The 23,912-nt window shown below is 59.9% G+C and carries 23 protein-coding genes; 11 read left to right on the top strand and 12 right to left on the bottom strand.

Translation table 11 applies throughout. The features are described from left to right. Positions 1-57: 57 nt before the first annotated feature. From E4662_RS13040 to E4662_RS13025, 4 genes are read right to left on the bottom strand one after another with little or no spacing between them, the layout of a single operon-like run. Positions 58-2,097 (bottom strand): hypothetical protein, encoded by a 2,040-nt coding sequence (locus E4662_RS13040; protein ID WP_136442015.1) that lies wholly within the window; start codon positions 2,095-2,097, stop codon positions 58-60. Beyond that, positions 2,094-4,868: a DUF4159 domain-containing protein gene (locus E4662_RS13035; RefSeq protein WP_136442014.1), complete on the bottom strand. Its 2,775-nt coding sequence runs from the start codon at positions 4,866-4,868 to the stop codon at positions 2,094-2,096. The genes E4662_RS13040 and E4662_RS13035 overlap by 4 nt, the downstream gene beginning before the upstream one ends. Beyond that, on the bottom strand, positions 4,865-5,743 hold the full coding sequence (locus E4662_RS13030) for a DUF58 domain-containing protein (protein WP_136442013.1): 879 nt from the start codon (positions 5,741-5,743) through the stop codon (positions 4,865-4,867). Before E4662_RS13030 ends, E4662_RS13035 begins: the two co-directional genes overlap by 4 nt. Further along, the gene (locus E4662_RS13025; RefSeq protein ID WP_136442012.1) at positions 5,740-6,747 is read right to left on the bottom strand and encodes an AAA family ATPase; all 1,008 of its coding nucleotides are present in this window, start codon (positions 6,745-6,747) and stop codon (positions 5,740-5,742) included. Before E4662_RS13025 ends, E4662_RS13030 begins: the two co-directional genes overlap by 4 nt. A gap of 69 nt (positions 6,748-6,816) precedes the next feature. Between E4662_RS13025 and E4662_RS13020 the strand changes: the two genes are divergently transcribed. Further along, positions 6,817-7,398 carry a DUF1285 domain-containing protein gene (locus E4662_RS13020; protein WP_136442011.1) on the top strand — a complete coding sequence of 194 codons (582 nt, stop codon included), beginning with the start codon at positions 6,817-6,819 and terminating at the stop codon, positions 7,396-7,398. A 9-nt stretch (positions 7,399-7,407) separates the two neighbouring features. Here E4662_RS13020 and E4662_RS13015 read toward each other — a convergent pair whose 3' ends face one another. After that, on the bottom strand, positions 7,408-8,226 hold the full coding sequence (locus E4662_RS13015; RefSeq protein ID WP_136442010.1) for a sulfotransferase family protein: 819 nt from the start codon (positions 8,224-8,226) through the stop codon (positions 7,408-7,410). A 143-nt stretch (positions 8,227-8,369) separates the two neighbouring features. Here E4662_RS13015 and E4662_RS13010 point away from each other — a divergent pair, with 143 nt between their 5' ends. Both E4662_RS13010 and E4662_RS13005 read left to right on the top strand, forming a co-directional pair. After that, complete coding sequence (locus tag E4662_RS13010; protein WP_136442009.1) at positions 8,370-9,944, top strand: DUF5928 domain-containing protein; 1,575 nt, start codon at positions 8,370-8,372, stop codon at positions 9,942-9,944. A 27-nt stretch (positions 9,945-9,971) separates the two neighbouring features. After that, entirely contained in the window at positions 9,972-10,340 is a 369-nt protein-coding gene (locus E4662_RS13005) for a histidine triad nucleotide-binding protein (protein WP_136442008.1), read from the top strand. A 5-nt stretch (positions 10,341-10,345) separates the two neighbouring features. Here the strand turns inward: E4662_RS13005 and E4662_RS13000 are convergent, their stop codons facing one another. Then, a complete protein-coding gene (locus tag E4662_RS13000; RefSeq protein ID WP_136442007.1) occupies positions 10,346-11,263 on the bottom strand; it encodes an ABC transporter ATP-binding protein in 918 nt (305 codons plus the stop codon). A 73-nt stretch (positions 11,264-11,336) separates the two neighbouring features. On the opposite strand from E4662_RS13000, the gene E4662_RS12995 reads away from it, so the two are divergent. Beyond that, positions 11,337-11,516 (top strand): zinc-finger domain-containing protein, encoded by a 180-nt coding sequence (locus E4662_RS12995; RefSeq protein WP_136442006.1) that lies wholly within the window; start codon positions 11,337-11,339, stop codon positions 11,514-11,516. A 3-nt stretch (positions 11,517-11,519) separates the two neighbouring features. On the opposite strand, the gene E4662_RS12990 is transcribed toward E4662_RS12995, so the two are convergent. Then, positions 11,520-12,017 (bottom strand): hypothetical protein, encoded by a 498-nt coding sequence (locus E4662_RS12990; RefSeq protein WP_136442005.1) that lies wholly within the window; start codon positions 12,015-12,017, stop codon positions 11,520-11,522. A 39-nt stretch (positions 12,018-12,056) separates the two neighbouring features. On the opposite strand from E4662_RS12990, the gene polA reads away from it, so the two are divergent. Then, positions 12,057-14,864, top strand: a complete 2,808-nt coding sequence (gene polA, locus E4662_RS12985) for a DNA polymerase I (RefSeq protein WP_136442004.1) — start codon at positions 12,057-12,059, stop codon at positions 14,862-14,864. Between the two features lie 3 nt (positions 14,865-14,867). Here polA and E4662_RS12980 read toward each other — a convergent pair whose 3' ends face one another. The 3 genes from E4662_RS12980 to nth form a co-directional block, all read right to left on the bottom strand. Next, positions 14,868-16,043, bottom strand: coding sequence for a S8 family serine peptidase (locus tag E4662_RS12980; protein WP_136442003.1), 1,176 nt, complete (start codon positions 16,041-16,043; stop codon positions 14,868-14,870). Between the two features lie 93 nt (positions 16,044-16,136). After that, positions 16,137-17,129: an adenosine kinase gene (locus E4662_RS12975; protein WP_136442002.1), complete on the bottom strand. Its 993-nt coding sequence runs from the start codon at positions 17,127-17,129 to the stop codon at positions 16,137-16,139. Continuing rightward, entirely contained in the window at positions 17,126-17,770 is a 645-nt protein-coding gene (gene nth / locus E4662_RS12970; protein WP_136442001.1) for an endonuclease III, read from the bottom strand. Before nth ends, E4662_RS12975 begins: the two co-directional genes overlap by 4 nt. Before the next feature lie 180 nt (positions 17,771-17,950). Between nth and E4662_RS12965 the strand changes: the two genes are divergently transcribed. From E4662_RS12965 to E4662_RS12950, 4 genes are all read left to right on the top strand, one after another. Beyond that, positions 17,951-18,646 carry a VPLPA-CTERM sorting domain-containing protein gene (locus E4662_RS12965; protein ID WP_136442000.1) on the top strand — a complete coding sequence of 232 codons (696 nt, stop codon included), beginning with the start codon at positions 17,951-17,953 and terminating at the stop codon, positions 18,644-18,646. Positions 18,647-18,712: 66 nt separating this feature from the next. Next, positions 18,713-19,555, top strand: a complete 843-nt coding sequence (locus E4662_RS12960) for a methylated-DNA--[protein]-cysteine S-methyltransferase (RefSeq protein ID WP_136441999.1) — start codon at positions 18,713-18,715, stop codon at positions 19,553-19,555. A 121-nt stretch (positions 19,556-19,676) separates the two neighbouring features. Next, positions 19,677-20,345 (top strand): YiaD family glycine zipper/OmpA-like lipoprotein, encoded by a 669-nt coding sequence (locus tag E4662_RS12955; RefSeq protein WP_136441998.1) that lies wholly within the window; start codon positions 19,677-19,679, stop codon positions 20,343-20,345. Positions 20,346-20,437: 92 nt separating this feature from the next. Then, entirely contained in the window at positions 20,438-20,992 is a 555-nt protein-coding gene (locus tag E4662_RS12950; protein ID WP_136441997.1) for an NADPH-dependent FMN reductase, read from the top strand. Positions 20,993-20,994: 2 nt separating this feature from the next. Here the strand turns inward: E4662_RS12950 and E4662_RS12945 are convergent, their stop codons facing one another. Beyond that, the gene (locus E4662_RS12945) at positions 20,995-21,396 is read right to left on the bottom strand and encodes a VOC family protein (protein ID WP_136441996.1); all 402 of its coding nucleotides are present in this window, start codon (positions 21,394-21,396) and stop codon (positions 20,995-20,997) included. A 30-nt stretch (positions 21,397-21,426) separates the two neighbouring features. Here E4662_RS12945 and E4662_RS12940 point away from each other — a divergent pair, with 30 nt between their 5' ends. After that, complete coding sequence (locus E4662_RS12940; protein ID WP_136441995.1) at positions 21,427-22,227, top strand: HTD2 family dehydratase; 801 nt, start codon at positions 21,427-21,429, stop codon at positions 22,225-22,227. Positions 22,228-22,298: 71 nt separating this feature from the next. Here E4662_RS12940 and E4662_RS12935 read toward each other — a convergent pair whose 3' ends face one another. Further along, positions 22,299-22,988 carry a sugar transferase gene (locus E4662_RS12935; RefSeq protein WP_136441994.1) on the bottom strand — a complete coding sequence of 230 codons (690 nt, stop codon included), beginning with the start codon at positions 22,986-22,988 and terminating at the stop codon, positions 22,299-22,301. Between the two features lie 454 nt (positions 22,989-23,442). Here E4662_RS12935 and E4662_RS12930 point away from each other — a divergent pair, with 454 nt between their 5' ends. After that, positions 23,443-23,904 carry a hypothetical protein gene (locus E4662_RS12930; protein WP_136441993.1) on the top strand — a complete coding sequence of 154 codons (462 nt, stop codon included), beginning with the start codon at positions 23,443-23,445 and terminating at the stop codon, positions 23,902-23,904. Positions 23,905-23,912 lie beyond the last annotated feature (8 nt).

Raw genomic sequence — 23,912 nt, 5'->3', positions numbered from 1 at the left:
ATCACACTGCATGAGACGCAGGCCGATTGGAATTCCTTGGGTAGGATCGCGTTTTTTTCAGTTGCGCCCTTCGCGCAGCCAGGCTCCGACGATCAACGCAGAGGCAACCAGCAGCACCAGCCATCCCGGCAGCAGTGGAGACTGCCGGACGTCCAGCGTTTCATAGGCGTCTCTTGGTGTGATCCCGATCCAGCCGCGCCCGGCGGCGGGGCGGCCTGCGCGCACGGTGCGGATTGATGGCAAGCCGTCTTCGAGCCGGGCCGTTCCGCCACGCATGGCGCTAATCATCGGCTCCAAAGCTTCGGCGCTGGCGATGGTCTGTTCGAACTCACGCGGCGCGGCGGGGCCTAGGCCGATCACCGCGCTTTGCTCGCCTTCCTCCAGCCGGTAAAGGCCAATGTCCGGCCCTTCATAGAGCGTCTCAAAGCGGCCGGGGCTGATCTCTTCGAGTGGCACCTCTTCGGTTTCGCCATCGGGCCGTGTGATCGTCACCGTTCCAACCGTATCGGTCAACGAGCGGCGGATGATCCGCATGGTCTGGCCGCTGGCTTCGGCCCAGAGCGCCTCTTCTTCCAGTTCCGGCTCTTTCATCATCCAATGGGCGAGGCGGCGCAGCAGTTCGAGCTGCGGGCCGCCCCCTTCGAAACCTCGCGACCAGAGCCATGCGTGATCAGAAGCGAGCAGCGCGACGCGCCCTTCGCCAACACGGTCCAGAACAAGCAATGGCCGGTCTTCGATCCCGGACATGACAATGTCACCGCGATCGGGTGATAGTTCGATCTGCCGCATCCAACGGCCCCATGTATCTGCTCCAAGCAGACCTGCGGTGACCGGGTGTTTCTCGCCCAGTTCCGTGACCGCCGGGCGAAATCCTTCTTCGACAACGCGGGCGGTCGGTTCGGCTGGAAGCACCTCGCTGAGCGGCGAGCGATAGATGGAATCCGCGCTGGCGAAGTCCGGCCCTGCCGCCACAAGCACCGCGCCGCCGTCCTGCACATAGCTGCGCACGTTGTCGAGATAGATAGAGGGGAGGATGCCGCGCCGTTTGTAGCGGTCGAAGATGATCAGGTCGAAATCGTCGATCTTCTCAAGGAACAGCTCGCGCGTCGGGAAGGCAATCAGGGACAGTTCATTGACCGGCACTCCGTCCTGTTTTTCTGGCGGGCGCAGGATGGTGAAGTGGACGAGATCAACCGAAGAATCTGATTTGAGCAGATTCCGCCATGTGCGTCCGCCCGCATGTGGCTCGCCGCTCACGAGAAGAACACGCAGACGGTCACGCACGCCGTTGATCTGCACAAGCGCGCGGTTGTTGCGGTCGGTCAGCTCGCCTTCTGCTTCTGGCACGATGAACTCGATCACGTTCAAGCCGCCATGGGGCAGGGTGATCGGAAGGCTGAGGTCTTCACCAATGGGGACGTTGAAGTTCTGCGGCGCTTCGCCATCGACGGAAATCTGAAGCTCGGTGGATGTCGCCCCGGGGCTCGCGCCGTCATCTTCGATGCGCAGGGTCAGCTCTACCTCCTCACCCAGAATGGCAAAGGCCGGGGCGTTGCGCACGATCAGGCGGCGGTCCCAGTCGGTTTCCTGTCCGGTGAGCAAAAGGTGCATGGGCGCGGGTAGGTCCGGCGCGCGTTCGAGATCATGCAAACGGCCATCCGAGAGCAACAGGACACCGGCGATGCGCCCGCGCGGCTCTTCGGCCATGGCGGCACTGAGCGCGGTCATCAGTTGCGTGCCTGCGTCGCCTTCGCCATCGCCAACGGGAATGCGCCGAACTTCGGTGTTGGCGCGGGCCAGAAGCTGCGCCTCAATGGCGTCTGCGGCGTCCTTTGTGACACCCGCCCGCTCGGCCAGCTTCTGCGAGGCGCTTTGGTCTTCGAGCAGCAAAACGATATCAGCCAACGGCGCGCGATCCTCGACTTGCCAGGACGGTTGCGCCAAAGCGGCCACGAGCACAACGCCCGCCAGCAGTCGCAAAGCCCAACCCGTCAAGCCACGCCAAAGCGCGAGCAGCGCGCCGCCAAGCGCCAGCGCGCCGAGCAAGGCCACCAGCCACCACGGTAGCAGCGGGTCGAATATGATCTGTCCGGTCATTGCCCAAGCCTGTCCAGCAAAGCAGGCACATGCACCTGATCGCTTTTGTAATTCCCGGTCAGCACATGCATCACCAGATTGACGCCGAACCGTGCCGCAATCTCCCGCTGGCGCTCGGCACTGTAACCGCGACCCAACTGCACAAGCGGCTGACCGCGTTCATCCACGGCCCACGCCGATGCCCAGTCATTGCCGCCGATGACGATCGGGGTAACATTGTCATTGAGATTCCGGAAAGGCATGCCGTCGATCAGTTCTGCATCTGGCGGCGAGGCCTCGACCCAGACATCACGGCCGAAATAGCGACCGGGGAAATCCTGCAGGAGATAGAACGTCCGGGTCAGCACGTGGTCTTCCGGGACCGGCTCTAACGGTGGGATATCAAGCGGGCGGGCCAGATCCTGAAGTTTGCGACCGTTCGGCGTGTTTGCCCCGAAACCGGCAATATCAGCATCCCGCGTGTCGAACACGATCATGCCACCGGAGCGGAGATAGTCGTTCAGTTTGGCATAGGCTGCGTCGGATGGTGTGGGCTGGTCCGGCGTGATCGGCCAGTAGAGCAGCGGGAAAAACGCCAGTTCGTCGACTTCCAGATCTACCCCCATGGGGCCCGAAGGCTCTACCGAGGTTCTGAAGAAAAGCGTGTCGGAGAGCCCGCGCAGGCCAGCCTCAGCCAGTTCATCCAACCGCGCATCCCCGGTCAGGACATGGGCCAGAACCACTTCTGCGCTGGCCGCGATTGCCAAGCGGTCATCTGCATCGGTTCCCTGAGCGAAGCCTGCTTCGGGCAGGCTGAACAAGGCGAGCAGGACAACCGCAGGGCCAGCCGCACGCGGCCCGCGCAGCCTTCCGGACAAGGCCAGAGACGCGATGACATCTGCCAGAAGAAGCGCAATCGCGAGCCCCAGAAGCCATCCCGCCAACGGCGTTTCCTGCGGTGCGCGCAGGCCTTCGACGGTTATGCGATCAGGCCAGACTGCGGGGGCGAGGCTGGCGTCGATTGATGTGACGTTGCGCGCGAGGCTGCGTTCTTCGCCCTGATAAATGCCGGGGCGCAGGTCCGGGCCCAACGGATCCGATACAAGCCGCTCACCCGGCAAGCCGGGCAGCGTTCCGGCATCCTGAGCCGCGCCAAAGGCATCCAGAACGCGCAGCGGTTGCCAGATGGTGCCTTCCAACTCGGCGGCCTCCGGCGCTTCGGCCAGCGAGGAAACAGCAAGGCGTTCCAGCATCTGAACAAACAAGCCGGACAAGGGAAGCGTCGACCATTCGGCATTGGCGGTCACGTGGAACAGCACAATCTGGCCCTGCCCAACGCGCTTGCGCGTGACCAAAGGTGTGCCATCAGTCAATTGCGCCACGACACGGTCGGCCAAGGTCGGGTCCGGCTGGGCCATGACCTGGCTGCTGACCGAGACATCTTCGGGCACGCGCAGACCTGCAAACGGGCTGTCTTCGTCGAAAGGCGCGAGCGCCTTTGGTTCGCCCCAACTCATGGCACCCCCCACGGTGCGTCCCCCGGCGCGCAGGCGCACGGGCATCAGGGGGTCTTCATCCACGCGGCTGACATCGCTCGCCGCAAGGCGCGGCCCGGCAAAGCGCAAGAGCATGCCACCCTTTTCGAGCCACTCCAGAAGGCCTTCGGTTTCGGCCTCTGACAAGGTCGCGACATCGGCGAGGACAATCACATCCGGGTTTGCGGGAAGAATGTCCGTCAGCGCGCCGTCGAGCAGATCGGCGGTCGGGATCAGCGCCTTTTCGAGGTAATGGAGCGGCGAGAGCAGTTCCAGCCCTTCGCGGTCCTCACGTCCCGCGATCAGCGCAACCTCACGTCTTTGCAGACTGTCATCCGGCAAGGTCACGGCGCCAGCATTGCGATTCCCTTGAATCTCAAAACGGGTTATGCGGGCGCGCAACTCGGCAGGGGCGGCAATCGCGGTTTCGGCGCGGGTTTCGCCCGAGCCAAACACGATGGGAGAGCGCAGAAGGATTGCATCGTTGCCCGCCGGATCCTTGCCTTCTCCGACAAGCGTGACTTCCACCTCTGGGCCCGCGCGCAAGCGATGAGCGACGATCTGCAACGCGCCTTCCTCAAATCGCGCGGGTTCAAGCGCGAGCAAGTTCCGCGGGCTTTCAAACACCGTGACCCGGCCACGGTCTTCGAGTGCTTCCAAAAGCGTTGAACGCGACTCGCGCTGGAGTCCGTCAGACATCCACCAGGTGTCAAACGCTTCACTCGGGAGCAGGGCCAAGGCTTCGGTGATGCGTTCCATTTCCGGCGTCCAGGGTTCCGGCGCCAAGCCCGTCAACCCGGCGCGGAGTGCGTCTGCCGCGATGAAGCGGACCTCTTCGGGGGCGGTTAGCTGAAGCACGGCGGCGCGGCGCCCGTCTCTGGACGCCCGTCCAAGCAAGCCATCCAGCGTTTCCATGCGCGCACGCCAATCGGCGGCGGACGCCCAACTGGCATCCATGACCACCAAAAGCGGGCCAGTGCCCTTGGCTTCTTCGGTGTCCTCTGGATTCAGAACCGGCCCAGCCAGTCCGATAATCACTGCGGCAACCGCGAGCATACGAAGCAGCAGCAGCCACCACGGGGTCCTGTCGCTCACCTGTTCGTCGTCTTTGAGCCCAAGCAGTAGAACGACGCCGGGAAACAGCCTGCGGATCGGGGCGGGCGGGACAGCGCGCAGAATAATCCATAGGATCGGCAAAGCCAGTAGCCCAAGTAAAAGCCACGGAGACGCGAACCCAAGAACACCAAAAACCGTCATCCGTGGCTCCCATCCATGGCGCGCCAAAGCCAGAGCAGCGCGGATTGCGCGCTTGTGTTCGTGTGATGCACGTTGAATTGCCATCCCGTCAGACGGCACAGATCATTCAGGCGCGCCTTGCGCTCTGTCAGGCGCGCAACATAGCGCTCGCGCAAATCGCCCGCCTTGAGCGTTTCATGGGCGAGCGAACCACCGACGCTTTCGAATATCGTGCGTCCCTCAAACGGAAAGCTCTCTTCCATTGGGTCCAGCACCATCAACAAAAGCCCGCGCACGCCACGATCTGCTGCCTTGGTCAAGGCATTCTCAACAGCCGTGATGTCGCCGAGGAAATCAGAGACAAACAAAGCACGGGAATGCGGAATGATGCCACGCGCTTCGGGCTCTGCGTAATCCGCTTCATCGTCGCTGCTGAACATTTCGGCAAGCCGCAAGACCTGCACGTTGCCGCTGCGCGGTGGCAGGCTCCAACCGGTCAAGCCGACACGCTCGCCCGCCCGCAAAAGCAGGATGCAAGCTGCCAGCGTGATCAGGCGCGCCCGATCGGCTTTGCTTGGCGTGTTCTTATCCCCGGAAAAGCGCATGGACGCGCCATTGTCGACCCAGACCTGAACGCTTTGCGCAATTTGCCACTCGCGTTCGCGTACGAATTGATCGTCGCCTTTCGCCGAGCGGCGCCAGTCGATCTGGCGATAACTGTCGCCGGCCCGAAGCGGACGATATTGCCAGAAGTCGTCGCCCATCCCGGCGCGCCGTCTGCCGTGTTCGCCCAAAAGGACGGTTCCCGCAAGCTGCTCGGCCCGGGCCAGCAGCGCCGGAAAGGCGCTTGCTTCCTCCTGAGCCTGACGCCTGAGGGTAAGGATATCAGCGCTCACGCGGCATCCTCTTTGCGCGCCATGCCGCTGGCGACCTCGTCAATCAGATTGCCAAGGTCTTCGCCACGTGCGCGGGCGGAGAAGGACAGGGCCATGCGGTGCACCAGCACCGGCTTGGCCATGTCGAGCACGTCTTCGGGGCTGGGCACGAGGCGCCCTTGCAGCAGCGCTCTTGCCCGAACGGTCATCATCAGAGCCTGCGCAGCGCGCGGTCCCGGACCCCATGCAACGATCTCTTTCACACGCTCCGGCGCGGCGGGATCGTCGGGGCGGAACGCACGGACCAGATCAAGCACCATTTCAACGACGGCATCACCCACCGGCATGCGCCGCAGCAGGCGTTGCGCGGCGATCAGGGCAGGACCATCGAACACCTGATGCGATTCCGCCTCTTCGATGCCGGTGGTTGCGAGCAAAATGTCCTTTTCCGTCTCGCGATCCGGATAAGGCACGTCAATCTGAACAAGGAAGCGGTCAAGTTGCGCTTCGGGAAGCGGGTAGGTGCCTTCCTGCTCGATCGGGTTCTGGGTGGCCAGAACGTGGAAAGGGGCCTCCAACGCGCGGGTTTGCCCGGCCACCGTGACAACTTTTTCCTGCATGGCCTGAAGCAGGGCCGATTGAGTCCGGGGAGAGGCGCGGTTGATCTCATCTGCCATCAAGAGCTGGCAAAAGATCGGACCTTCGATGAATTTGAAAGCGCGGCTGCCGTCCGCGCCGGTTTCCAGAACCTCGGAGCCAAGAATATCGGCGGGCATGAGATCCGGCGTAAACTGGATCCGGTTGCCATCAAGGCCCATCACCGTGCTGAGTGTCTCCACCAACCGGGTTTTCCCAAGCCCCGGCAGCCCGATCAGCAAGGCATGGCCGCCGCAGAGCAGAGCGGACAGCGTCAGGTCAACAACGCGCTCCTGACCGATGAACCGGGCAGTAATGGATTGCTTGGCTTCGGCCAGCTTCGCCTCAAGCGCTTCGATTTCAGCGACCAGATCTTCGGCCTCGGCCATGGCAATTCTCCTGCACGGACTATAACGTTTCATATGAGTGTATCGCTTGACACGGAAATGGCAAAAGTTATGAGCGGACAAAATGTCGTGACCCCGAATGCCGAAGGCCTCGCCGCCTCGGCGCGTGCTGCCGCAAAAGGCAAGGGGCTGCCCCCTGTACACAAATGGAATCCGCCGTTTTGTGGTGATCTGGACATGCGAATCGCGCGGGACGGGACATGGTTTTATCTGGGCACGCCCATCGGGCGGTTCGAGTTGGTCAAATTGTTCTCATCGATCCTGCGCAAGGACGGAGACGCCTATTTTCTGGTCACACCGGTCGAGAAGGTCGGGATCACGGTGGATGACGCACCCTTTGTGGCCGTGGATTTCACACCCGAAGGCACGGGCGAGCAGCAAGTTTTGACGTTTGAAACCCATGTTGGTGACTTTGCCGTGGCCGGACCGGACAATCCGATCCGGGTCGAGCGTGATCCGCAAACCGGCGAGCCGTCTCCTTATGTTCTGATCCGCGCCAATCTCGAAGCGTTGATCGACCGCAAAAGTTTTTACCGGCTGGTTGATCTCGGATGTCATGTGGACGGCTGGTTTGGCCTCTGGTCCGGGGGGCAGTTTTTCCCGGTTATCCCGTCGAGCGAGCTTCCCGACTGAGAGCCGCCTTCAGTCGCCCAGTTTTGCGTGCACTTCGTTCAAGTCGATCTCTCCGATAGGCATCTTGTTCGACGGGTTGTCGAAGTCGTATTTGAACAGCGCAAAATCCCGGTGATAGATTTCCTTCATCAGATGCATCGACAGATCGTCGAAGTAGTCTTCGACCGGATGCGCCCGTTTCGGTCCGTGCCCTTCGCTTTCGTTGAAACGCGGGATTGCGGACAGATCGATGGCATGCGGCGTGTTGATCTGATCCAGCACGCTTTGCATTCCGTCGTTGAATTGCTCTGTCCAGAAGATCTTGTTGTAGCGGCCGCCATTGACGATGAAGGTACTCACATGCCCTGACATGGCGCTCCAGTGAATGTCAGGCTCCATCGGGCGGCGCCAGCGGATGGTGTCGCGGACGAATAGAAGGAAGCGGCGGAAGCTTTTGATCTGGTCAAATTCGTCCTGCCCGTCCGGCCCGCCAACCTCGATCCCGTATTTCTGGATCAGCAGCGGGACGAGATTGCCGCGGTAGCGTTTGCCGTTGCGCTGGATGCCGCAAATCTTGTCGAAAAAGCTCGACAGGACGCGGGTGTAAGGATTGCGGACGCAGGTAAACGTGTAGGACGTTCGGGTTTTGACATTGGCCTTAATCGCAGGCTGCGACGCCTCAATCGCCCATTTGTGCATGCCATCGGTCGCGTCGTGAATGTCACCGTCGAAGAACTGGCCGTGATCGGAATAATACATGATCTGGCCGATGGTCGAACAGGCGCACTTCGGCACAACCCGGTAAACAACGCTCTGACTTTCTGTCATCCAGGTGCCTGGAAATCCCATGCACTCTACCTCCCAAAAGGCCCTTTCGGGCTAACCCTGCAACCAAACTTCTCAAGAAAAAGCAAAGAAAACAGGTTTCTTCAACGTCCTTTCACCCTTATCACATAACCAATCTGGCAAAAGTAGGGCAGACTGTTTCCAAGATGGCAAAAATTGCCTTCATACTTCTGTGTCACAAAGAGCCTGACGCCATCATCAAACAGGCGCAGAGCCTGACCGCTGTGGGGGACTATATGTCCATCCACTTCGACGCGCGTGCGCCGAAAGAAGACTTCCTGAAGATCAAACGCGCGCTCAAGGACAATCCCAACGTCACCTTTGCCAAGCGGATCAAATGCGGCTGGGGTGAGTGGAGCCTTGTGCAGGCCTCTCTCAATGCAGTTGAAGCGGCTGTTGACCGGTTTCCGCGCGCCACGCATTTCTACATGCTCTCTGGGGATTGCATGGCGATCAAGTCGGCGGAATATGCGCATGAGTTCCTCGACCGGCGCGATTGCGACTACATTGAATCCTTTGATTATTTTCAGTCGGATTGGATCAAGACCGGCTGGCGAGAGGAACGGCTGATCTATCGGCACTGGTTCAACGAACGCAGTCAGAAACAGCGATTCTACGCGATGTTCGAGGTGCAAAAGCGCCTTGGTCTCACGCGCAAGATCCCGGACGATCTTGAAATCATGATCGGCAGCCAGTGGTGGTGCCTGCGCCGCCGGACGGTCGAATGGATCCTCGACTTTGCCAAGCGCCGCCGCGATGTCATGCGGTTCTTCAGAACCACCTGGATTCCGGATGAGACATTCTTTCAGACCGTTGTTCGTCATCTGGTTCCAGGCCATGAGATCGATAGCCGGACGCTGACGTTTCTGATGTTTTCGGACTACGGGATGCCGGTGACGCTTTATAACGATCACTATGATCTTCTGCTCTCGCAGGACTTCCTTTTTGCCCGAAAAATCAGCCCGGAGGCCACCGAGCTGCGCCGCCGGTTGGGGGTTCTTTATGCCTCCGAAGGCGTGCGGTTCCAGATTTCGAACGAGGGCCGTTCGCTCTACAAGTTCCTGACCGAGAAAGGCCGCATCGGTCGCCGGTTTGCCCCACGTTTTTGGGAAAAGGAAAGCTCGCTCGGGCGGGAGCGGGAACTGCTGATCGTGGTCTGCAAGAAATGGCACGTGGCCAAACGCTTGCTAGAGCGGGTTCGACAGATGACGAATATCCCCTGCATCGAGTATCTGTTCAACGAACAGGAATGCCCGTTGCCGGATTTGGGCGGCATTCAGACCAGCATGGAAAAACGCCACCGCCACAGGCGGGCGTTGATGCGGATGTTGTATGATTACTACGAGACGGATCGGTTGATCGTCTGCATGGACCCGGCCAATCTCGATCTGCTCGAAGACTTCGGCCACGACCGCGCTCTGACCCGGATGCTGGAAATCGAATGCCTGTTTACGGATGACTACCTGATCGGCCATGCCAAGCGTGTTGGACTGGCCGGTGAGCGCACGCCAAGAGAGACATTGCAGCGGCTTTTGCCGACAGTGCGCAACGACATGCTGCATGAAAGCGATCGCATTCGGGACGCCAACTTTGACAATTTCCTGCGCATCCGGGAGGCGGACGCGCCGGAGGCCAACGCCCGCGCCTTGCAGGAATTCCTGACCGTGACCCCGGAAAAGGCGCTGGACATCGCTTCGACTGACTATCTTTATGCAGACTAAAGACGGTCAAGGAACCCGAGGATCAAGATGAGCTACACCTACGACGATCAGAACATTTTCGCCAAGATTCTGCGCGGCGAGATCCCCAACACAACCGTGTTGGAAACCGAACATGCGCTGGCGTTTCGCGATCTGTATCCGCAGGCCCCGACCCATGTTCTGGTGATCCCGAAGGGACCGTATGTCTGTTTTGATCACTTCGCGCAGGAAGCGACTGACGTCGAAATCATCGACTACGTTCGCGCGGTGGGTGAGGTTTGCAAGATAGAAGGTGTGGCCGAGGACGGCTGGCGTTTGATCGCCAATGCGGGCGAACACGCTGTGCAGGAAGTGCCGCATCTGCATGTGCATGTGTTGGCGGGCCGCCCGCTTGGACGCATGTTGGCCAAGGCTTGAGTACGTCAGGCGCCGCGCGTCAGATCAAGAAACACGTCTTCGAGATTGGCCTGTTCGGTCCGAACGTCCCGAATGCGGATGCCTGCGGTGTGCACGGCACCAAGCACGCTTTCCGGCGAGGTTTCCTTGGCATTGTAGCTTAGCGCCAGTGATCCGTCTTCGCGCACGTCTACGCTGACTCCTGCCGCCTCGGGCAATTGGGCCGGTTTCTCGTCCGGCAGGATGATCATTGTCTTGGCGTCCAGTTGCCCCAAAAGGTTCGCGGTTGAATCCCGGGCGATCAGCGTGCCGTGGTTGATGATGGCGATCTCGTCGCACATCTCTTCGGCCTCTTCGAGGTAATGGGTGGTGAGGATGATCGTGACACCCTGCTCTCGGTTCAGCTTTCGCACGTTGGCCCAGAGCATCTGGCGCAGCTCGATGTCCACACCGGCCGTCGGCTCATCCAGCACCAGAACCTGTGGGCTGTGCACCAGCGCTTTGGCCAGAAGCAAGCGCCGCCGCATCCCTCCGGACAGCGTTCGGGCATAGGCTTCGGCCTTGTCCGAGAGGCCCACCATTTCGAGGATCTCGTCGCTGCGCCGCTGTGCTTTGGGCACACCATAAAGCCCGGCCTGCACTTCCAGCGCCCCGCGCGGTGTAAAGAACGGATCGAGGTTCAATTCCTGCGGCATCACACCAATGGATGCCCGACTCTGCCGCGGGTTCCGATCCTGATCCCAGCCCCAGATGCCCACCGATCCGGACGTTTTTGTGACCAGCCCGGCGAGGATATTGATCATGGTCGATTTGCCCGCGCCGTTTGGCCCGAGCAGCCCAAACACGGCGCCTCTCGGCACATCAAGATCGACGCCTTTCAAAGCTTCCTTGCCACCCTGATAGGTTTTCCTCAGGCCTTTGATTTGAATGGCTGGCTGCGTCATGGCGGCATCTTGCTCCGTGGGGCGACTTGTCGCATAACGGACCTAGTGCAAAGCCATCCTGAGGGAAAGCTCTATGACCATCGAAGCGCCGGAAACCAAGATCGTCAACAGCTATCGCGTCGCCTGCGATGGAGGCGAAGGTGGGCTTGGCCATCCGCGTGTTTGGCTCCAGATCCCTGAGGCGGTGGGCTACGTGGAATGCCCGTATTGCGATGCGAAATACGTCCATGCGGATTTCGCTGAAGAAGCCTGATCGTCAGCTGACCGGGATTGGCGTCGGGCCGCAAGGCAACTCGGCATTTGGTCGGCCTTCCGGTGTCAGGTATTTCAAGACGTTTTCGCCGGTCCAGACGATAATAGCCCGTCCGAGGCTGTCGGTGCCGCGCCCTATGACGGTGCCTGTCACTCCATCCTGGGTGTAATAGAGCACGTCCACGCCCAGCCCGTCTTCACAGCGCATCTGTGACGTGCCGGACCCGAGAAATCCGCCGGAGCGCCAGTGCCCCGCGCAGGGGATTCCTTCGCTTGTGGCGCCGGTAACAATCCCCTGATCCCATCCACGCGCAGCCCCGTCGAAATAGAGGCCATCAGACCCAATACAGGCCAGGACACGGACGCAGTTGTTCTGATCACCGGGGATGTTCTGGCAGATCGGCGCAGCAGGCTTCTCCGTGCCGATACCGGGCAACTTGAACCCTTCGGCAAAGCAGGGCAGCCCGAGGCAAAGGAGAACTGGCAACAGGGTTCGGAACATGTCAAACAGACCTCTGAACAGGATGTCCGGAGGTGTATCATGGGTGTGAATTTCGGCAAGGGGTGCCACCTGCACCTGATCGATGGATCGGCCTATATCTTCCGGGCGTTTCATGCGCTTCCGCCGCTGACCCGCAAATCTGACGGGCTGCCCATCGGGGCGGTGAGCGGGTTTTGCAACATGCTCCAGCGCTATATCGAAGAGAACACCGGCCCCGATGCGCCAACGCATGTGGCGGTGATTTTCGACAAGGGCTCGCACACCTTCCGCAATGATCTATACGATCAGTACAAGGCCAACCGCGAGGCGATGCCGGAAGACCTGCGGCCGCAGATTCCGCTGACCCGCGAAGCCACCGAAGCTTTCAACATCGCCTGCAAGGAGATCGATGGCTTCGAGGCTGACGACATCATGGCGACGCTGGCCCGGCAGGCGCGCGAGGCCGGCGGGCGGGTGACGATCCTGTCCTCGGACAAGGACTTGATGCAGCTTGTGGGCGGCGGGGTCGAAATGCTCGATCCGATGAAAAACAAGCGCATTGATCGCGAGGGCGTTGAAGAGAAATTCGGCGTTGGGCCGGAGCGTGTGGTCGATGTGCAGGCCCTGGCGGGGGACTCCGTGGACAACGTGCCGGGCGCGCCGGGCATCGGGATCAAGACGGCGGCCTTGTTGATCAACGAATATGGCACGCTCGAAGAGCTTTTGGATCGCGCCGAGGAGATCAAACAGCCCAAACGCCGGCAGACCCTGATCGAAAAGCGCGAACAGATCGAGCTTTCGAAGAAGCTCGTACAGCTTGATGAGGGCATGGACCTGCCCTTCACACTGGATGATCTGGAAGTGCGGGAGCCAGTACCGGATGATCTGATGGGCTTCCTGACCAAGATGGAGTTCCGCACGCTGACAAAGCGGATTTCCGACAAGCTCGGCGTCGAAGCCCCTGTCATTCCCGATACCACACCCGAAGGGGCCAACCCGCCAGAGGAAGCACCGGACTGGCCCGCGATTGACCCTGAGAAGTACGAGAGTGTGTCAGATATGGCGGCGCTGGAGCGCTGGATCGCGCTGGCGCGGGAACGCGGCTATGTGGCCGTTGATACAGAGACAACCGGCCTGAATGACATGGCCTGTGATCTGGTTGGCATCTCGCTTTCGGTGGTGCCGGGTGAGGCGTGCTACATCCCGCTTACGCACCGCGCGAATGCCGCCGATGATCTCTTCGGGGGTGATGAGCTGGCCGAAGGGCAGCTTGGGCTGAACGCGGCTTTGGACGCTTTGAAACCTCTGTTGGAAGATCCGGCCGTTCTGAAAATCGGTCAGAACATGAAATACGACGCCAAGATCTTTTCGCGCTATGGCGTCGAGATCGCCCCGATCGATGATACCATGCTGATGAGCTACGCCATGAATGCAGGGCTGCATGGCCATGGCATGGATACGCTTGCGGAGCGCTACCTGTCGCATACGCCGATCCCGATCAAGGAATTGCTCGGCACCGGCAAAAAGCAGATCACCTTTGATCGCGTGCCTATCGCCGATGCGGTGAAATACGCGGCGGAGGATGCGGACATCACTCTGCGCCTTTGGCTGACCTTCAAACCGCAGCTTCATATGGCGAAGGTGACGCGGGTTTACGAAGGGCTTGAACGACCTCTGGTGCCGGTTCTCAAGCAGATGGAAATGGCGGGTGTGAAGGTGGACCGTGAGGTGCTTTCCCGCATGTCCAACGCCTTTGCCCAGAAGATGGCCGGGCTCGAGGCCGAAATTCATGAGCTTGCAGGGGAAAGCTTCAACGTGGGCAGCCCCAAGCAGCTTGGCGAGATCCTCTTTGACAAGATGAGCCTGCCCGGTGGCAAGAAGGGCAAGACGGGAGCCTATGCAACCGGCGCGGATATTCTCGAAGACCTGGCCACCGAGCACGACCTGCCCGCGCGGGTGCTCGATTGGCGGCAGCTGTCCAAGCTGAAGTCGACCTACACCGATGCGCTGCAAGAGCACATCAACGCCGAGACAGGCCGGGTGCATACCTCTTACAGCATTGCGGGGGCAAACACGGGACGTCTGGCGTCGAACGATCCGAACCTGCAGAACATTCCGGTCAGAAGCGAGGAAGGGCGGCGCATCCGCGAGGCTTTTGTCGCCGAAGAAGGCAAGGTTCTGGTCAGCCTCGACTACTCCCAGATCGAGCTGCGCATTCTGGCGCATATGGCGGATATTGACGCGCTCAAGGCGGCGTTCCGGGATGGGCAGGACATTCACGCCATGACCGCGTCCGAGATGTTCAACGTGCCAATGGAAGAGATGACGCCCGACATCCGGCGTCAGGCCAAGGCGATCAACTTTGGCGTGATCTACGGCATCTCTGGCTTTGGGCTTGCCCGCAATTTGCGCATTCCGCGTGCCGAGGCGCAGGGCTTTATCGACCGCTATTTCGAACGGTTCCCGGGTATCAAGCGGTACATGGACGAAACCGTCGCCTTCGCAACAGAGAACAAGCGGGTCGAAACGCTGTTTGGCCGGGTGATCCACACGCCGGAAATCGGCGCGAAAGGGCCTCGCGCCGGGTTTGCCAAGCGCGCCGCGATCAACGCCCCGATCCAGGGCACCGCCGCTGACATCATCCGGCGCGCAATGGTGCGTATGCCTGCGGCGATCGAAAAACTGCCCGCCAAGATGCTGTTGCAGGTCCACGACGAACTGATTTTCGAGGTCGAAGAAGACGCGACCGATGATCTGATCGGCGTCGCGCGCGAGATCATGCAAGGCGCGGCAGAGCCCGTGGTCAAGCTGGACGTGCCGCTGATTGTGGATGCTGGTCAGGGGGCAAACTGGGCCGAGGCGCACTAGACCTCAAACGGGTGCCTGAACGAGCCCCCGGCCACAATCGAACACACTGACGTTTGGATCAAGTCCGGCTTTATCTGCCGATCCGATCATAGCGGTTGCCAAGCTTTCGGCATTCACCGGTTTGTTTTCTGCGCGCAGGGCTTCGGCCCAAAGCGCGGCGACGCCCATGGCATGCGCCATGGCCATGGAGCTGCCATTCAGACTGCGCAGTTCGCCGCCGGGGCTTGCTGAGACAATGCCAACGCCCGGCGCGGCAAAAACCGGGCCAGCGTTGCTGAAAGGCGTAGGAACAAGGCCCGCATCGCCGGGGCCAACGGCCCCGACCGACAACACGCCCCGCGCCGCTGCGGGGGACGCCGGGCCGGTGATGAAATCAGGCGAGATGGTGCGCAGGCTGTCGTTTCCAACCGCGCCGAGGATCAGCGGGCGGGTTTTGCAGTCCATCATGCTGAGGATGGTTTCAAACACCCGCAGATTGCCCCTGTAAGCATGAACCGCTGCATGCTGCGCCAGGGTTTGGGGAAACCCTTCTGCGATCAGTTGTTCTTCATGCGCGCGCATGTCGAAGGCGAGAGAGAACCCGATCACGTCCGCTTGCTCGCTGCAGGCCCAGAGCAAACCTTTGAAGAATTCGTCCGACCGGCCAGCACCGGTGTCGGTCAAGGTTTTGGCAGCAATCAGCGCGGATGCGCCGCGCGCCACGCCGATCCGAACCCCCTCTACGTCCCGGCCAACCACGGTGCCAGCGGTATGTGTGCCATGACCGTTTTCGTCTGCAATCCCCGTGCCAACAAAATCGCGCAGCGTCAGTTTTACGCCTTTGAAGCAGGGATGACGGGCGTCTATTCCTGTGTCGAGCAAAGCGACCTTGGCCAAACTTCCGGAGAAACCCGACTGAGCGCTTCCAACAGCAACCGTTCCCCAACCCGGTTCAAGATCGCCGGTGCGCACGTCGTCCATCGGTTCCGGCGCAAGCAGGCGGGTGGGCATGACCGGTGTCACACGCAGGATGCTGGGGTCTTTCTCAACCTCGGAAATGTCTTTGGGTGTGAGGGTCCAGATCAACAGTTCCGGATCACCCGGCTCTTCGCGGCGAGCCGGCTCGATTGCGCGTTTGATCGGAATTTTCGACCGACGCCAATTGGCACTACGGTCGCGTAGAACAATGAACGCCGACATAAAAATGCTCCGAAGAATAGCCTTTCGGTCAAGCTACTCCCGGATAACACGAATGCCCAAGGGGGCATTCGTGAATAGATCGTAAATGTGGTTCTAGATCAGGCCTTTCTGCCGGAAGAGCGCCTGCATGTTGGCTTCCGGGCGCGGGCCGATGTGGCTGATAACCTCTGCGGCAGCGGTGCATCCCATGCGCCCTGCCGTTTCCATGTTCACGCCCGACGCAAGCCCAAACAGGAAGCCGGCGGCAAATTGATCCCCTGCGCCGGTGGCATCAACCGGGATAACCTTCTCAACAGGGATGTTCGTCTGAACGCCATCGCGGATGATGGTGACGCCGTCGCCGGATCGGGTGCAGACCACCAGAGGGCAGATCGCGGAGACGGCCTTGAGATCCGCATCGAGATCGTCGTTTTGATACAGCGAGCGGATCTCGGCCTCGTTGCCGATGACAAAATCCATCTCGTTTTCGATCAGCGTCAGGAAATCGTCGCGGTGGCGCTCGACGCAGAACGGATCGGAAATGGCTATGCCCGCCTTGCCGCCTGCCGCGCGGCAGGTCCGCGCCGCCCTGAGAAACGCCTCTTTGCCTTTGGGTTTGTCAAAGAGATAGCCTTCGAGAAAGACAATCTCCGCCTCCCCGGTCACCTCTTCGCTTACGTCATCGGGGCCAAGCTCAGATGAAATCCCGAGATAGGTGTTCATCGAGCGCTCGCCATCGGGCGAGACAAAGATCATGCTGCGGGACGTGGGCAACTCGCCGCCCGGCACCGGGGCATTTACAAAATCAATGCCTTCCTTGGTCATGGCGTCCGCATAAAAACGGCCAAGCGCATCGTCATGCACGCGCCCGATAAAGGCAGTGGACAGGCCCAAGGTGCCAATCCCTGCGATCGTGTTGGCCACTGAGCCGCCCGGCGTTTGAACCCTGTCTTCCATCGCGGCATAGAGCGTCTGGCCGCGTTCCTGTTCGACCAGTTGCATGATGCCCTTTTCGATCCCCATCAGGTCAAGGAACGTGTCCTCGGCGCGGCTGATGACGTCGACAACGGCGTTGCCGATGCCAATGACCTTATACTTCTTGCTCATTCGGTTTTTTCCTCGAACTGGCAGAGGTCCTTGATCAGACATGCCTTGCATTTCGGTTTTCTGGCGACGCAGATATACCGTCCATGCAGGATCAGCCAGTGGTGTGCATGCTGCTGGAAATCGACGGGGATGTGGTCCTCGATTGCGCGCTCAACCGCGACCACGTCCTTGCCAGGGCAGATGCCGCTGCGGTTCCCGACGCGGAAAATATGCGTGTCGACGGCCTGGGCCGGGTAGTGCCACCACATGTTCAGCACCACGTTCGCCGTCTTCCGCCCAACACCGGGAAGCGATTCCAGCGCGGCACGGGAACAGGGGACTTCGGAACCGTATTGCTCGACGAGAATCCGGGACAGCTTGATGACGTTCTTGGCCTTGTTGCGAAACAGACCGATGGTCTTGATGTGTTCAATCACGCCTTCTTCGCCAAGGGCGAGCATTTTTTCTGGCGTATCCGCGATCTGAAACAGCTTCTCCGTCGCCCGATTGACCCCGGCATCCGTTGCCTGCGCGGACAGGGCAACCGCCACGAGGAGAGTGTAGACATTGACGTGATTCAACTCGCCCTTGGGCTCGGGTTCGGATTCCCGAAACCGGGTGAAAATCTCGCGGATGGTATGATAATCGAGCTGTTTGGCCATGAAAGGGGTATGACGCGCAATCGAAAGAGGGGCAAGCCTGACCTGGATTCGGTAAATTTTTCAATAGATTCAGGTAGGTGAAATTTTCTGACACAAAATGGAGCAAGGCCCAAAGGCAATTGTCCAAGGTTTTATGTTAAGCTGGGTGCATTCAAAAATTTGTTAAAGGGGGACTCTTGCATGAGAGGTATTGCAGCAACCATTGCCACTGTTTGCGCGCTGACGATCGGGTCTGCGGCGCAAGCCGCGACGTTGGCGGGCTACCCGGCACCGGGTGGAACCAGTTTCTCGGGTTCTGACAACCCGTTCAGCAGCTCTGGACCAAACACCGGAACCGCCACTTGGACATACTCCGGCTTTGACCCATCAGAATGGGATCAGCTGTGGTGGGGGTTCGAAGATCTCGAACTCGCGATGGACGGCGCAATCGATGAACTGGGCGAAGCGATGAGCCTCGCGTCCATGTCGGGCGCGACAATCGTTTACGAGGGCATGACATCCATTGACGCTGGCGATGTATTTACCCGCGCGGTGGCGACCATTGTCAGCGGCGGCTCCAATTGGATTGATCCGACGACGGTCGGGATTCTCAGCCCGAACATCTTCGCCGTCAGTGAGGTGGATGGCACAGTCCCGTTTGTCGTGACGTTCGCCGTAACGGCCAGTGGAACCTATGATGCGGGTGGTGCGGGTTATGTGCCGTGGTTCAACTATTTCGATCCCAATACCGGACCGAGCGAAGACGGAAACTCGCGGACCAGCTTCTATCGCAACTTCTACTACACCACCGCCGAAGTGCCGCTTCCGGCCGGGCTGCCATTGCTTCTCGCAGGATTGGCCGGGCTTGTTGTTGTGCGGCGGCGGAAACGCGGCTGACAAAGCGCAAGAAGCGGGTCGCAGGGGCGGCATATTCCGGTAGATTGGCTTTCAAAGGAGAGAGCCATGCCCAAAGATGACGCCCCGTCTTACCACTATCAGGTGATGCGTCGCGCGATTGACGCAGTGGATTCGCTTGGCCCACAGGCGTCGCTTGATGATCTTGCGGCGGAGATCGGCATGAGCCCGGCGCATTTTCAGCGCTTGTTCAGCAAATGGGCCGGTGTGTCGCCGAAACGGTATCAGCAATACCTGACGCTCAGCCACGCGAAGCGCCTGCTTCAGCAGAAGTTCACCACGCTGGATGCAGCCCATGAAGCCGGGCTCTCCGGAGGCGGCCGCTTGCACGATCTGTTTCTGCGCTGGGAGGCCATGAGTCCCGGGGATTACGCCCGCGGTGGTGAAGGCCTCGAGATATTCTGGGGATGGTTTGAAAGCCCCTTTGGACCGGCATTGGTCATGGGCACAGAGAAGGGGATTTGTGGCATCGGCTTTGCCGGGGAGTGCACGGCGGAAGAGGCGATGGAAGACCTTGTCGGCCGCTGGCCCAAGGCGCGCTACACCGAAGATGTCATGCGTCTGCGTCCGTGGGTGCTGCGTGCCTTCGGGGTCAAACAGGACGGGCCTTTGCCGCTATTCCTCATCGGCGCGCCGTTTCAGATCAAGGTTTGGGAAGCGCTTTTGCGCGTGCCGTCTGGCCACGTGACGACCTATTCGGAAATTGCGCAATCCATCGAACACCCCAAGGCGGTTCGGGCCGTTGGCACAGCCGTGGGGCGCAACCCCATAAGTTACCTGATCCCCTGCCACCGTGCGTTGCGCAAGTCTGGCGGTTTGGGGGGCTATCACTGGGGCATTCCCGTCAAGCGCGCGATCCTCGCCTGGGAGGCGGCTCGCGACGAAGTTTGACCCCAATGCGCGGAGCTTTGCCGATTTCCCCGTGACAAAAGTGCGTCCCGGCCCGATGTTATTGTATATCAAGCAGCATGACCCCCAATAATGCGGGGCAAATAACATATGAGGCTCCTCCATGATCCGGGCAAACACCCCGATTCTTCTTGCCGTTGTGGTATCGTTTGGCCTGAGCGCCTGCACCACCGGCCCGCTTTTCGATGAGAACGATCCTAACCGTCAGGCCAAGCAAGGTGCGCTGATCGGCGCGGGCCTTGGCGCCATCACCGGCCGTCTTGCAGGTGGCAGTGACAAAGGTGAGCGCAACCGCGCCACCGTCGCTGGCGCGCTTGTCGGGGCCGCCGCCGGGGCCGCCATTGGCAACCAGCTCGACAAGCAGGAAGCCGAACTGCGTCAGCAGTTGGGTAACAATGTCGATATCCGTAACACCGGCGACCGCCTGATCGTGACCATGCCGCAGGACATCCTCTTTGCGACGGACAGCGCTGATCTGCGTCCGACACTGGTCGCCGATCTGCGCGACGTTGGCGCGAGCCTTCTGGCCTATCCGAACACCACGGTGCAGGTCATCGGCCACACCGACAGCGACGGCGACGCCGCCTATAACCAGAACCTGTCTCAGCGCCGGGCGCAGTCCGTTGCCAACGTGCTGATCTCGGAAGGTGTCTCCGGTGGCCGGATCGCTGTGATTGGCCGAGGCGAAGACCAGCCGGTCGCTTCCAACCTGACCCCGGAAGGCAAGGCACAGAACCGCCGGGTCGAGATCGTGATCCTGCCAAACGCCTGATCCGCCTGACAGTGTGACAAATGAAAAGACGCTGCGGCTTGCCGTGGCGTCTTTGCGTTGTAGGGTTTGCAAAACGGCAAAAGGAACAGTGCATGAAAAAGATGAGCCTTGTGGGCATTAGCGGCTCTCTGCGGCGTGCATCGACCAACAGCTTTCTGGTGCGCGAAGCGGCGCGGCGGTTCGGCACGGATGCGTTTGTCTTTGCCGACATCCGCTTTCCGCTTTTTGATGCCGATCTCAAGGAGGCCGAAGGTATCCCGGCCGTGGTGCAAACGCTGCGGGACCAGATCGCCCGCGCGGATGCCGTCGTGGTTTCGACCCCGGAATATAACAAGGGGATCAGCGGTGTTCTGAAAAACGCGCTCGATTGGATCAGCGTGACCGATGAAAATCCGTGGCTCAATAAACCTGTGGCACTTGTTTCAGCAGCGGCTGGCCGCGCCGGTGGTGAGCGCGCGCAAAGCATGGCGCGTCTGGCCCTCACCCCATTTCGTCCCCGGCTATTGACCGGACCCGAGGTCATGATCGCGAACACCGCAGATCAATGGGACGAAAAGGGTCTCTTGATCAACGCCCGCTCAGCCAAACAGCTGGACGCGCTCATGGACGAGTTGCGCCTGGAAGTGCTGCGGATGCAGGCTGGCTGACCTCAGATCGGATTGGATATCTCGATCAGGTTGTTGTCCGGATCCCGGATGTAGATCGATAGGAGCGCCGTCGTTGCCCCTGTGCGCGGAACCGGGCCTTCTTCGATGACAACCTCGTTCGCATTCAGTTGGGCGACCCAGTCTTCAATCGGGGTGTCGGACAGGAAGCACAGGTCGGCTGATCCGGGTGTCGGGAAGGCGCTCTTGGGATCAAACTCATTACCGGCCTCATGCAGATTGATTTTCTGCTGACCGTATTTGAGCGCGGTTCTAGTGCTGCCGTCGGCAACGGTGAACCGCTCGGCCCGCATCCCCAGGATCGTTTCATAAAAGGTGCAAGTGCGCGTGATGCTGGCCACCGTGAGCACGAGATGGTCGAGAGACTGGACGGCGCAAGGCTGCACTGGAATAACCCTTTGCAAAAGGAGTGACCCATGCAGGATGCGCCCGTTTCCGAACACCGTCAAATCGATCCTCTGGACCCGGCCCGTGCGCGGGCTTTGCAGGCGGCACTCGGGTTGGATCCGAACATCAATGTCGGCAGCACGCTCCCGCCGTTTTTCCACCAGATTTACTTTTGGGATCCGCAGCCGTCCGAAGCGTTGGGGCGGGATGGCCATCCTGCGGTAGGGCAAGGTCTGTTCCCAAGTCTTGGTTTGCCACGCCGCATGTGGGCAGGAGGCGCTTTGACGTTTCATGCGCCACTGCGCGCCGGGGTGGCGGCGGAAAAGGTGAGTTCCGTCGAAAGCGTGGTGAAGAAAGAAGGGCGTACGGGGCCGTTGGGGTTTGTTACCCTGCGGCATGAAATTCGGCAGGCAGGCGGGCTGTGCGTGACCGAAATGCAGGATTTGGTCTATCGCGAAGACCCGGATCCGAACGCCCCAAAGCCCGCAGCACCTGAAGCGCGGCGCGATGAGGAGGAGCGGGTTGATAGTGCTTTCGACACGACCCTGCTCTTTCGCTACTCGGCGCTCACGTTCAACGGCCATCGCATCCACTATGACCTGGCGTATTCAAAAGAGGTGGAGGGATACGCCGGGTTGGTTGTTCACGGCCCCCTGCTGGCGCAGAAACTCATGCTCTTGGCCACGCGTTCTGCACCGATCCACAGGTTTCGGTTCCGCGCCACAGCTCCATTGATGCACTTTGAAGAAGCCAGCTTCTGCCGCAACGGAGGAGATATGTGGGTGCGAGGTTCGGATGGTCGTCAGTGCATGACGGCTACCGTGGAATAGGTCTGGGCAAATGAAAAACCCTGCCGTTTGGCAGGGTTTTCATTCTACGGTGAGAGAAACGTAGAGAGAGATCAGCAACCGGTTCCTTTCAGGACGACTTTGACGGTGCGCAGCATCACGGCAATGTCGGTCTTGAGGGAAATCTTGCGAAGGTATTTGGTGTCGAACTTGGCACGTTCGGCGAAGCTCGATTCATTGCGCACGGAAATCTGCCAGAAGCCGGTGATGCCGGGGCGCAGAGCGTAGTAGGCGCTGCCCGGATACAGTTCTTGCTGCTCGACCATCATCGGGCGCGGGCCAACGAGGGACATGTCGCCAAGCAGAACGTTGACGAGTTGCGGCAACTCATCAAGCGACGTCTTGCGAATGAACCGGCCAATACGGGTGATGCGCGGATCGTTCTTGAGCTTCTGATCACGCGCCCATTCTGCGCGGGCAACCGGGTTCGCATCAAGATGCGCCTGCAGAAGAGCATGGGCGTTCGGGACCATCGAGCGCAGCTTCCACATGTAGAAGATGCGACCGTTCCGGCCAACGCGCTTCTGGAAGTAAAGCGGGGATGCACCGTCAAGCGCAACAAGCGCTGCCACGGGCAAAAGGACGAGAAGCACAGGCAGGGCCGCGAGGAGGACCAGTGTCGTGTCGAAGACACGCTTGAAGAAGTCGCGGTACAAGGGAGACCGGGGCTTGGACAGCAACGCTTCATCAATCAGCGCTTCAATTTTTGCCGTCGGCATCGGCTGGCGAAGATGCAAAGTCAAATCGACCTCCCAAAAGTCACTCTTCTATGGGAAGGGGCAAATCTGATCGCTGGAATTCAAAGGATGGACGTTGCCTTGCGGCACCTCAATCCACTCTTGGTTTTCCGTTTACGTTGCCGAGCCTTTGCCCGGAACAGTGTCAGCAGACTTACCGTCACTCCCAAATTGGAGCACCAACCCCCAGTGCCTTAATTTACAAAGCCGAGCAAAATTTCGTCATATTTGATCGACATTGAGGTTATGCCTTTTGTGGCCACATTCCGTCAACTGCTAGATTTTTATACATCCTATGATTGAATGGCGCCCGAGGGCCATTGCCTGATTGACTGTGTTTCTTGCGCGGAGACCCTCTAAGTCGCCCTGAACGTTCAAGGATTTTCCGAGGCTTTCGGTACTCCAGATCGCCCCTGAAACTGAGGAAAGCTCGCTCCTAGTTTGATTTGAGTGAGCAACAATGGCGAACGAGGTGCCTAAAAAAGTGGCAAAATTCAGGGACAGTTTTGGGCATTCGCTCAGATCGTTTCTATTCCTGCCGCTTGGTTTTTGCGTTGCAGACCTGGGGCGCGCAAATTTGGAAACAATCGAAATCCAACGTTTTGTTTGTTGGAAGAGCATTTCGCCCCGGCCTTCACCAAAGAAGGTCAGTGGCGAAAGCCATTTCGTGGGTTCGCGCGAGTTTCAAGGCAACACTCTCAAGGAGAGTAAAAGCGCTCACGAAATGTTACAGACTGCGGTCATGCGTGAGCAGGTCGGCCCGAATCGAGTCCAAGCCTCGCCGCATTTCCGCCCGAATCCCGTGAACTTGAGCCGCAATCCCCGAACTCGTGTCGAGAATGTGGCGTGTTTGACGTGGGTGCAGGAGTTGCATGGTTGGCTTGCGGGGCGTATGTCCAGCAGATCAAAGCTGACGAGTTGAAGGGCAAT

This window comes from Pacificoceanicola onchidii, assembly GCF_004804335.1.
Taxonomy (GTDB): domain Bacteria; phylum Pseudomonadota; class Alphaproteobacteria; order Rhodobacterales; family Rhodobacteraceae; genus Pacificoceanicola; species Pacificoceanicola onchidii.
This window is presented reverse-complemented; position numbering and strand designations above follow the sequence as displayed.

Coding starts and splice junctions, on each gene's coding strand:
- E4662_RS13040 (WP_136442015.1), bottom strand. CDS start 2,097: ATGACCGGACAGATCATATTCGACCCGCTGCTACCGTGGTGGCTGGTG.
- polA (WP_136442004.1), top strand. CDS start 12,057: ATGGGTGTGAATTTCGGCAAGGGGTGCCACCTGCACCTGATCGATGGA.
- E4662_RS12965 (WP_136442000.1), top strand. CDS start 17,951: ATGAGAGGTATTGCAGCAACCATTGCCACTGTTTGCGCGCTGACGATC.
- E4662_RS13000 (WP_136442007.1), bottom strand. CDS start 11,263: ATGACGCAGCCAGCCATTCAAATCAAAGGCCTGAGGAAAACCTATCAG.
- E4662_RS13035 (WP_136442014.1), bottom strand. CDS start 4,868: ATGACGGTTTTTGGTGTTCTTGGGTTCGCGTCTCCGTGGCTTTTACTT.
- E4662_RS13020 (WP_136442011.1), top strand. CDS start 6,817: ATGAGCGGACAAAATGTCGTGACCCCGAATGCCGAAGGCCTCGCCGCC.
- E4662_RS12995 (WP_136442006.1), top strand. CDS start 11,337: ATGACCATCGAAGCGCCGGAAACCAAGATCGTCAACAGCTATCGCGTC.
- E4662_RS13010 (WP_136442009.1), top strand. CDS start 8,370: ATGGCAAAAATTGCCTTCATACTTCTGTGTCACAAAGAGCCTGACGCC.
- E4662_RS12955 (WP_136441998.1), top strand. CDS start 19,677: ATGATCCGGGCAAACACCCCGATTCTTCTTGCCGTTGTGGTATCGTTT.
- E4662_RS13015 (WP_136442010.1), bottom strand. CDS start 8,226: ATGGGATTTCCAGGCACCTGGATGACAGAAAGTCAGAGCGTTGTTTAC.
- E4662_RS12990 (WP_136442005.1), bottom strand. CDS start 12,017: ATGTTCCGAACCCTGTTGCCAGTTCTCCTTTGCCTCGGGCTGCCCTGC.
- E4662_RS12960 (WP_136441999.1), top strand. CDS start 18,713: ATGCCCAAAGATGACGCCCCGTCTTACCACTATCAGGTGATGCGTCGC.
- E4662_RS12940 (WP_136441995.1), top strand. CDS start 21,427: ATGCAGGATGCGCCCGTTTCCGAACACCGTCAAATCGATCCTCTGGAC.
- E4662_RS12975 (WP_136442002.1), bottom strand. CDS start 17,129: ATGAGCAAGAAGTATAAGGTCATTGGCATCGGCAACGCCGTTGTCGAC.
- E4662_RS12950 (WP_136441997.1), top strand. CDS start 20,438: ATGAAAAAGATGAGCCTTGTGGGCATTAGCGGCTCTCTGCGGCGTGCA.
- E4662_RS12980 (WP_136442003.1), bottom strand. CDS start 16,043: ATGTCGGCGTTCATTGTTCTACGCGACCGTAGTGCCAATTGGCGTCGG.
- nth (WP_136442001.1), bottom strand. CDS start 17,770: ATGGCCAAACAGCTCGATTATCATACCATCCGCGAGATTTTCACCCGG.
- E4662_RS12930 (WP_136441993.1), top strand. CDS start 23,443: ATGGCGAACGAGGTGCCTAAAAAAGTGGCAAAATTCAGGGACAGTTTT.
- E4662_RS13005 (WP_136442008.1), top strand. CDS start 9,972: ATGAGCTACACCTACGACGATCAGAACATTTTCGCCAAGATTCTGCGC.
- E4662_RS13025 (WP_136442012.1), bottom strand. CDS start 6,747: ATGGCCGAGGCCGAAGATCTGGTCGCTGAAATCGAAGCGCTTGAGGCG.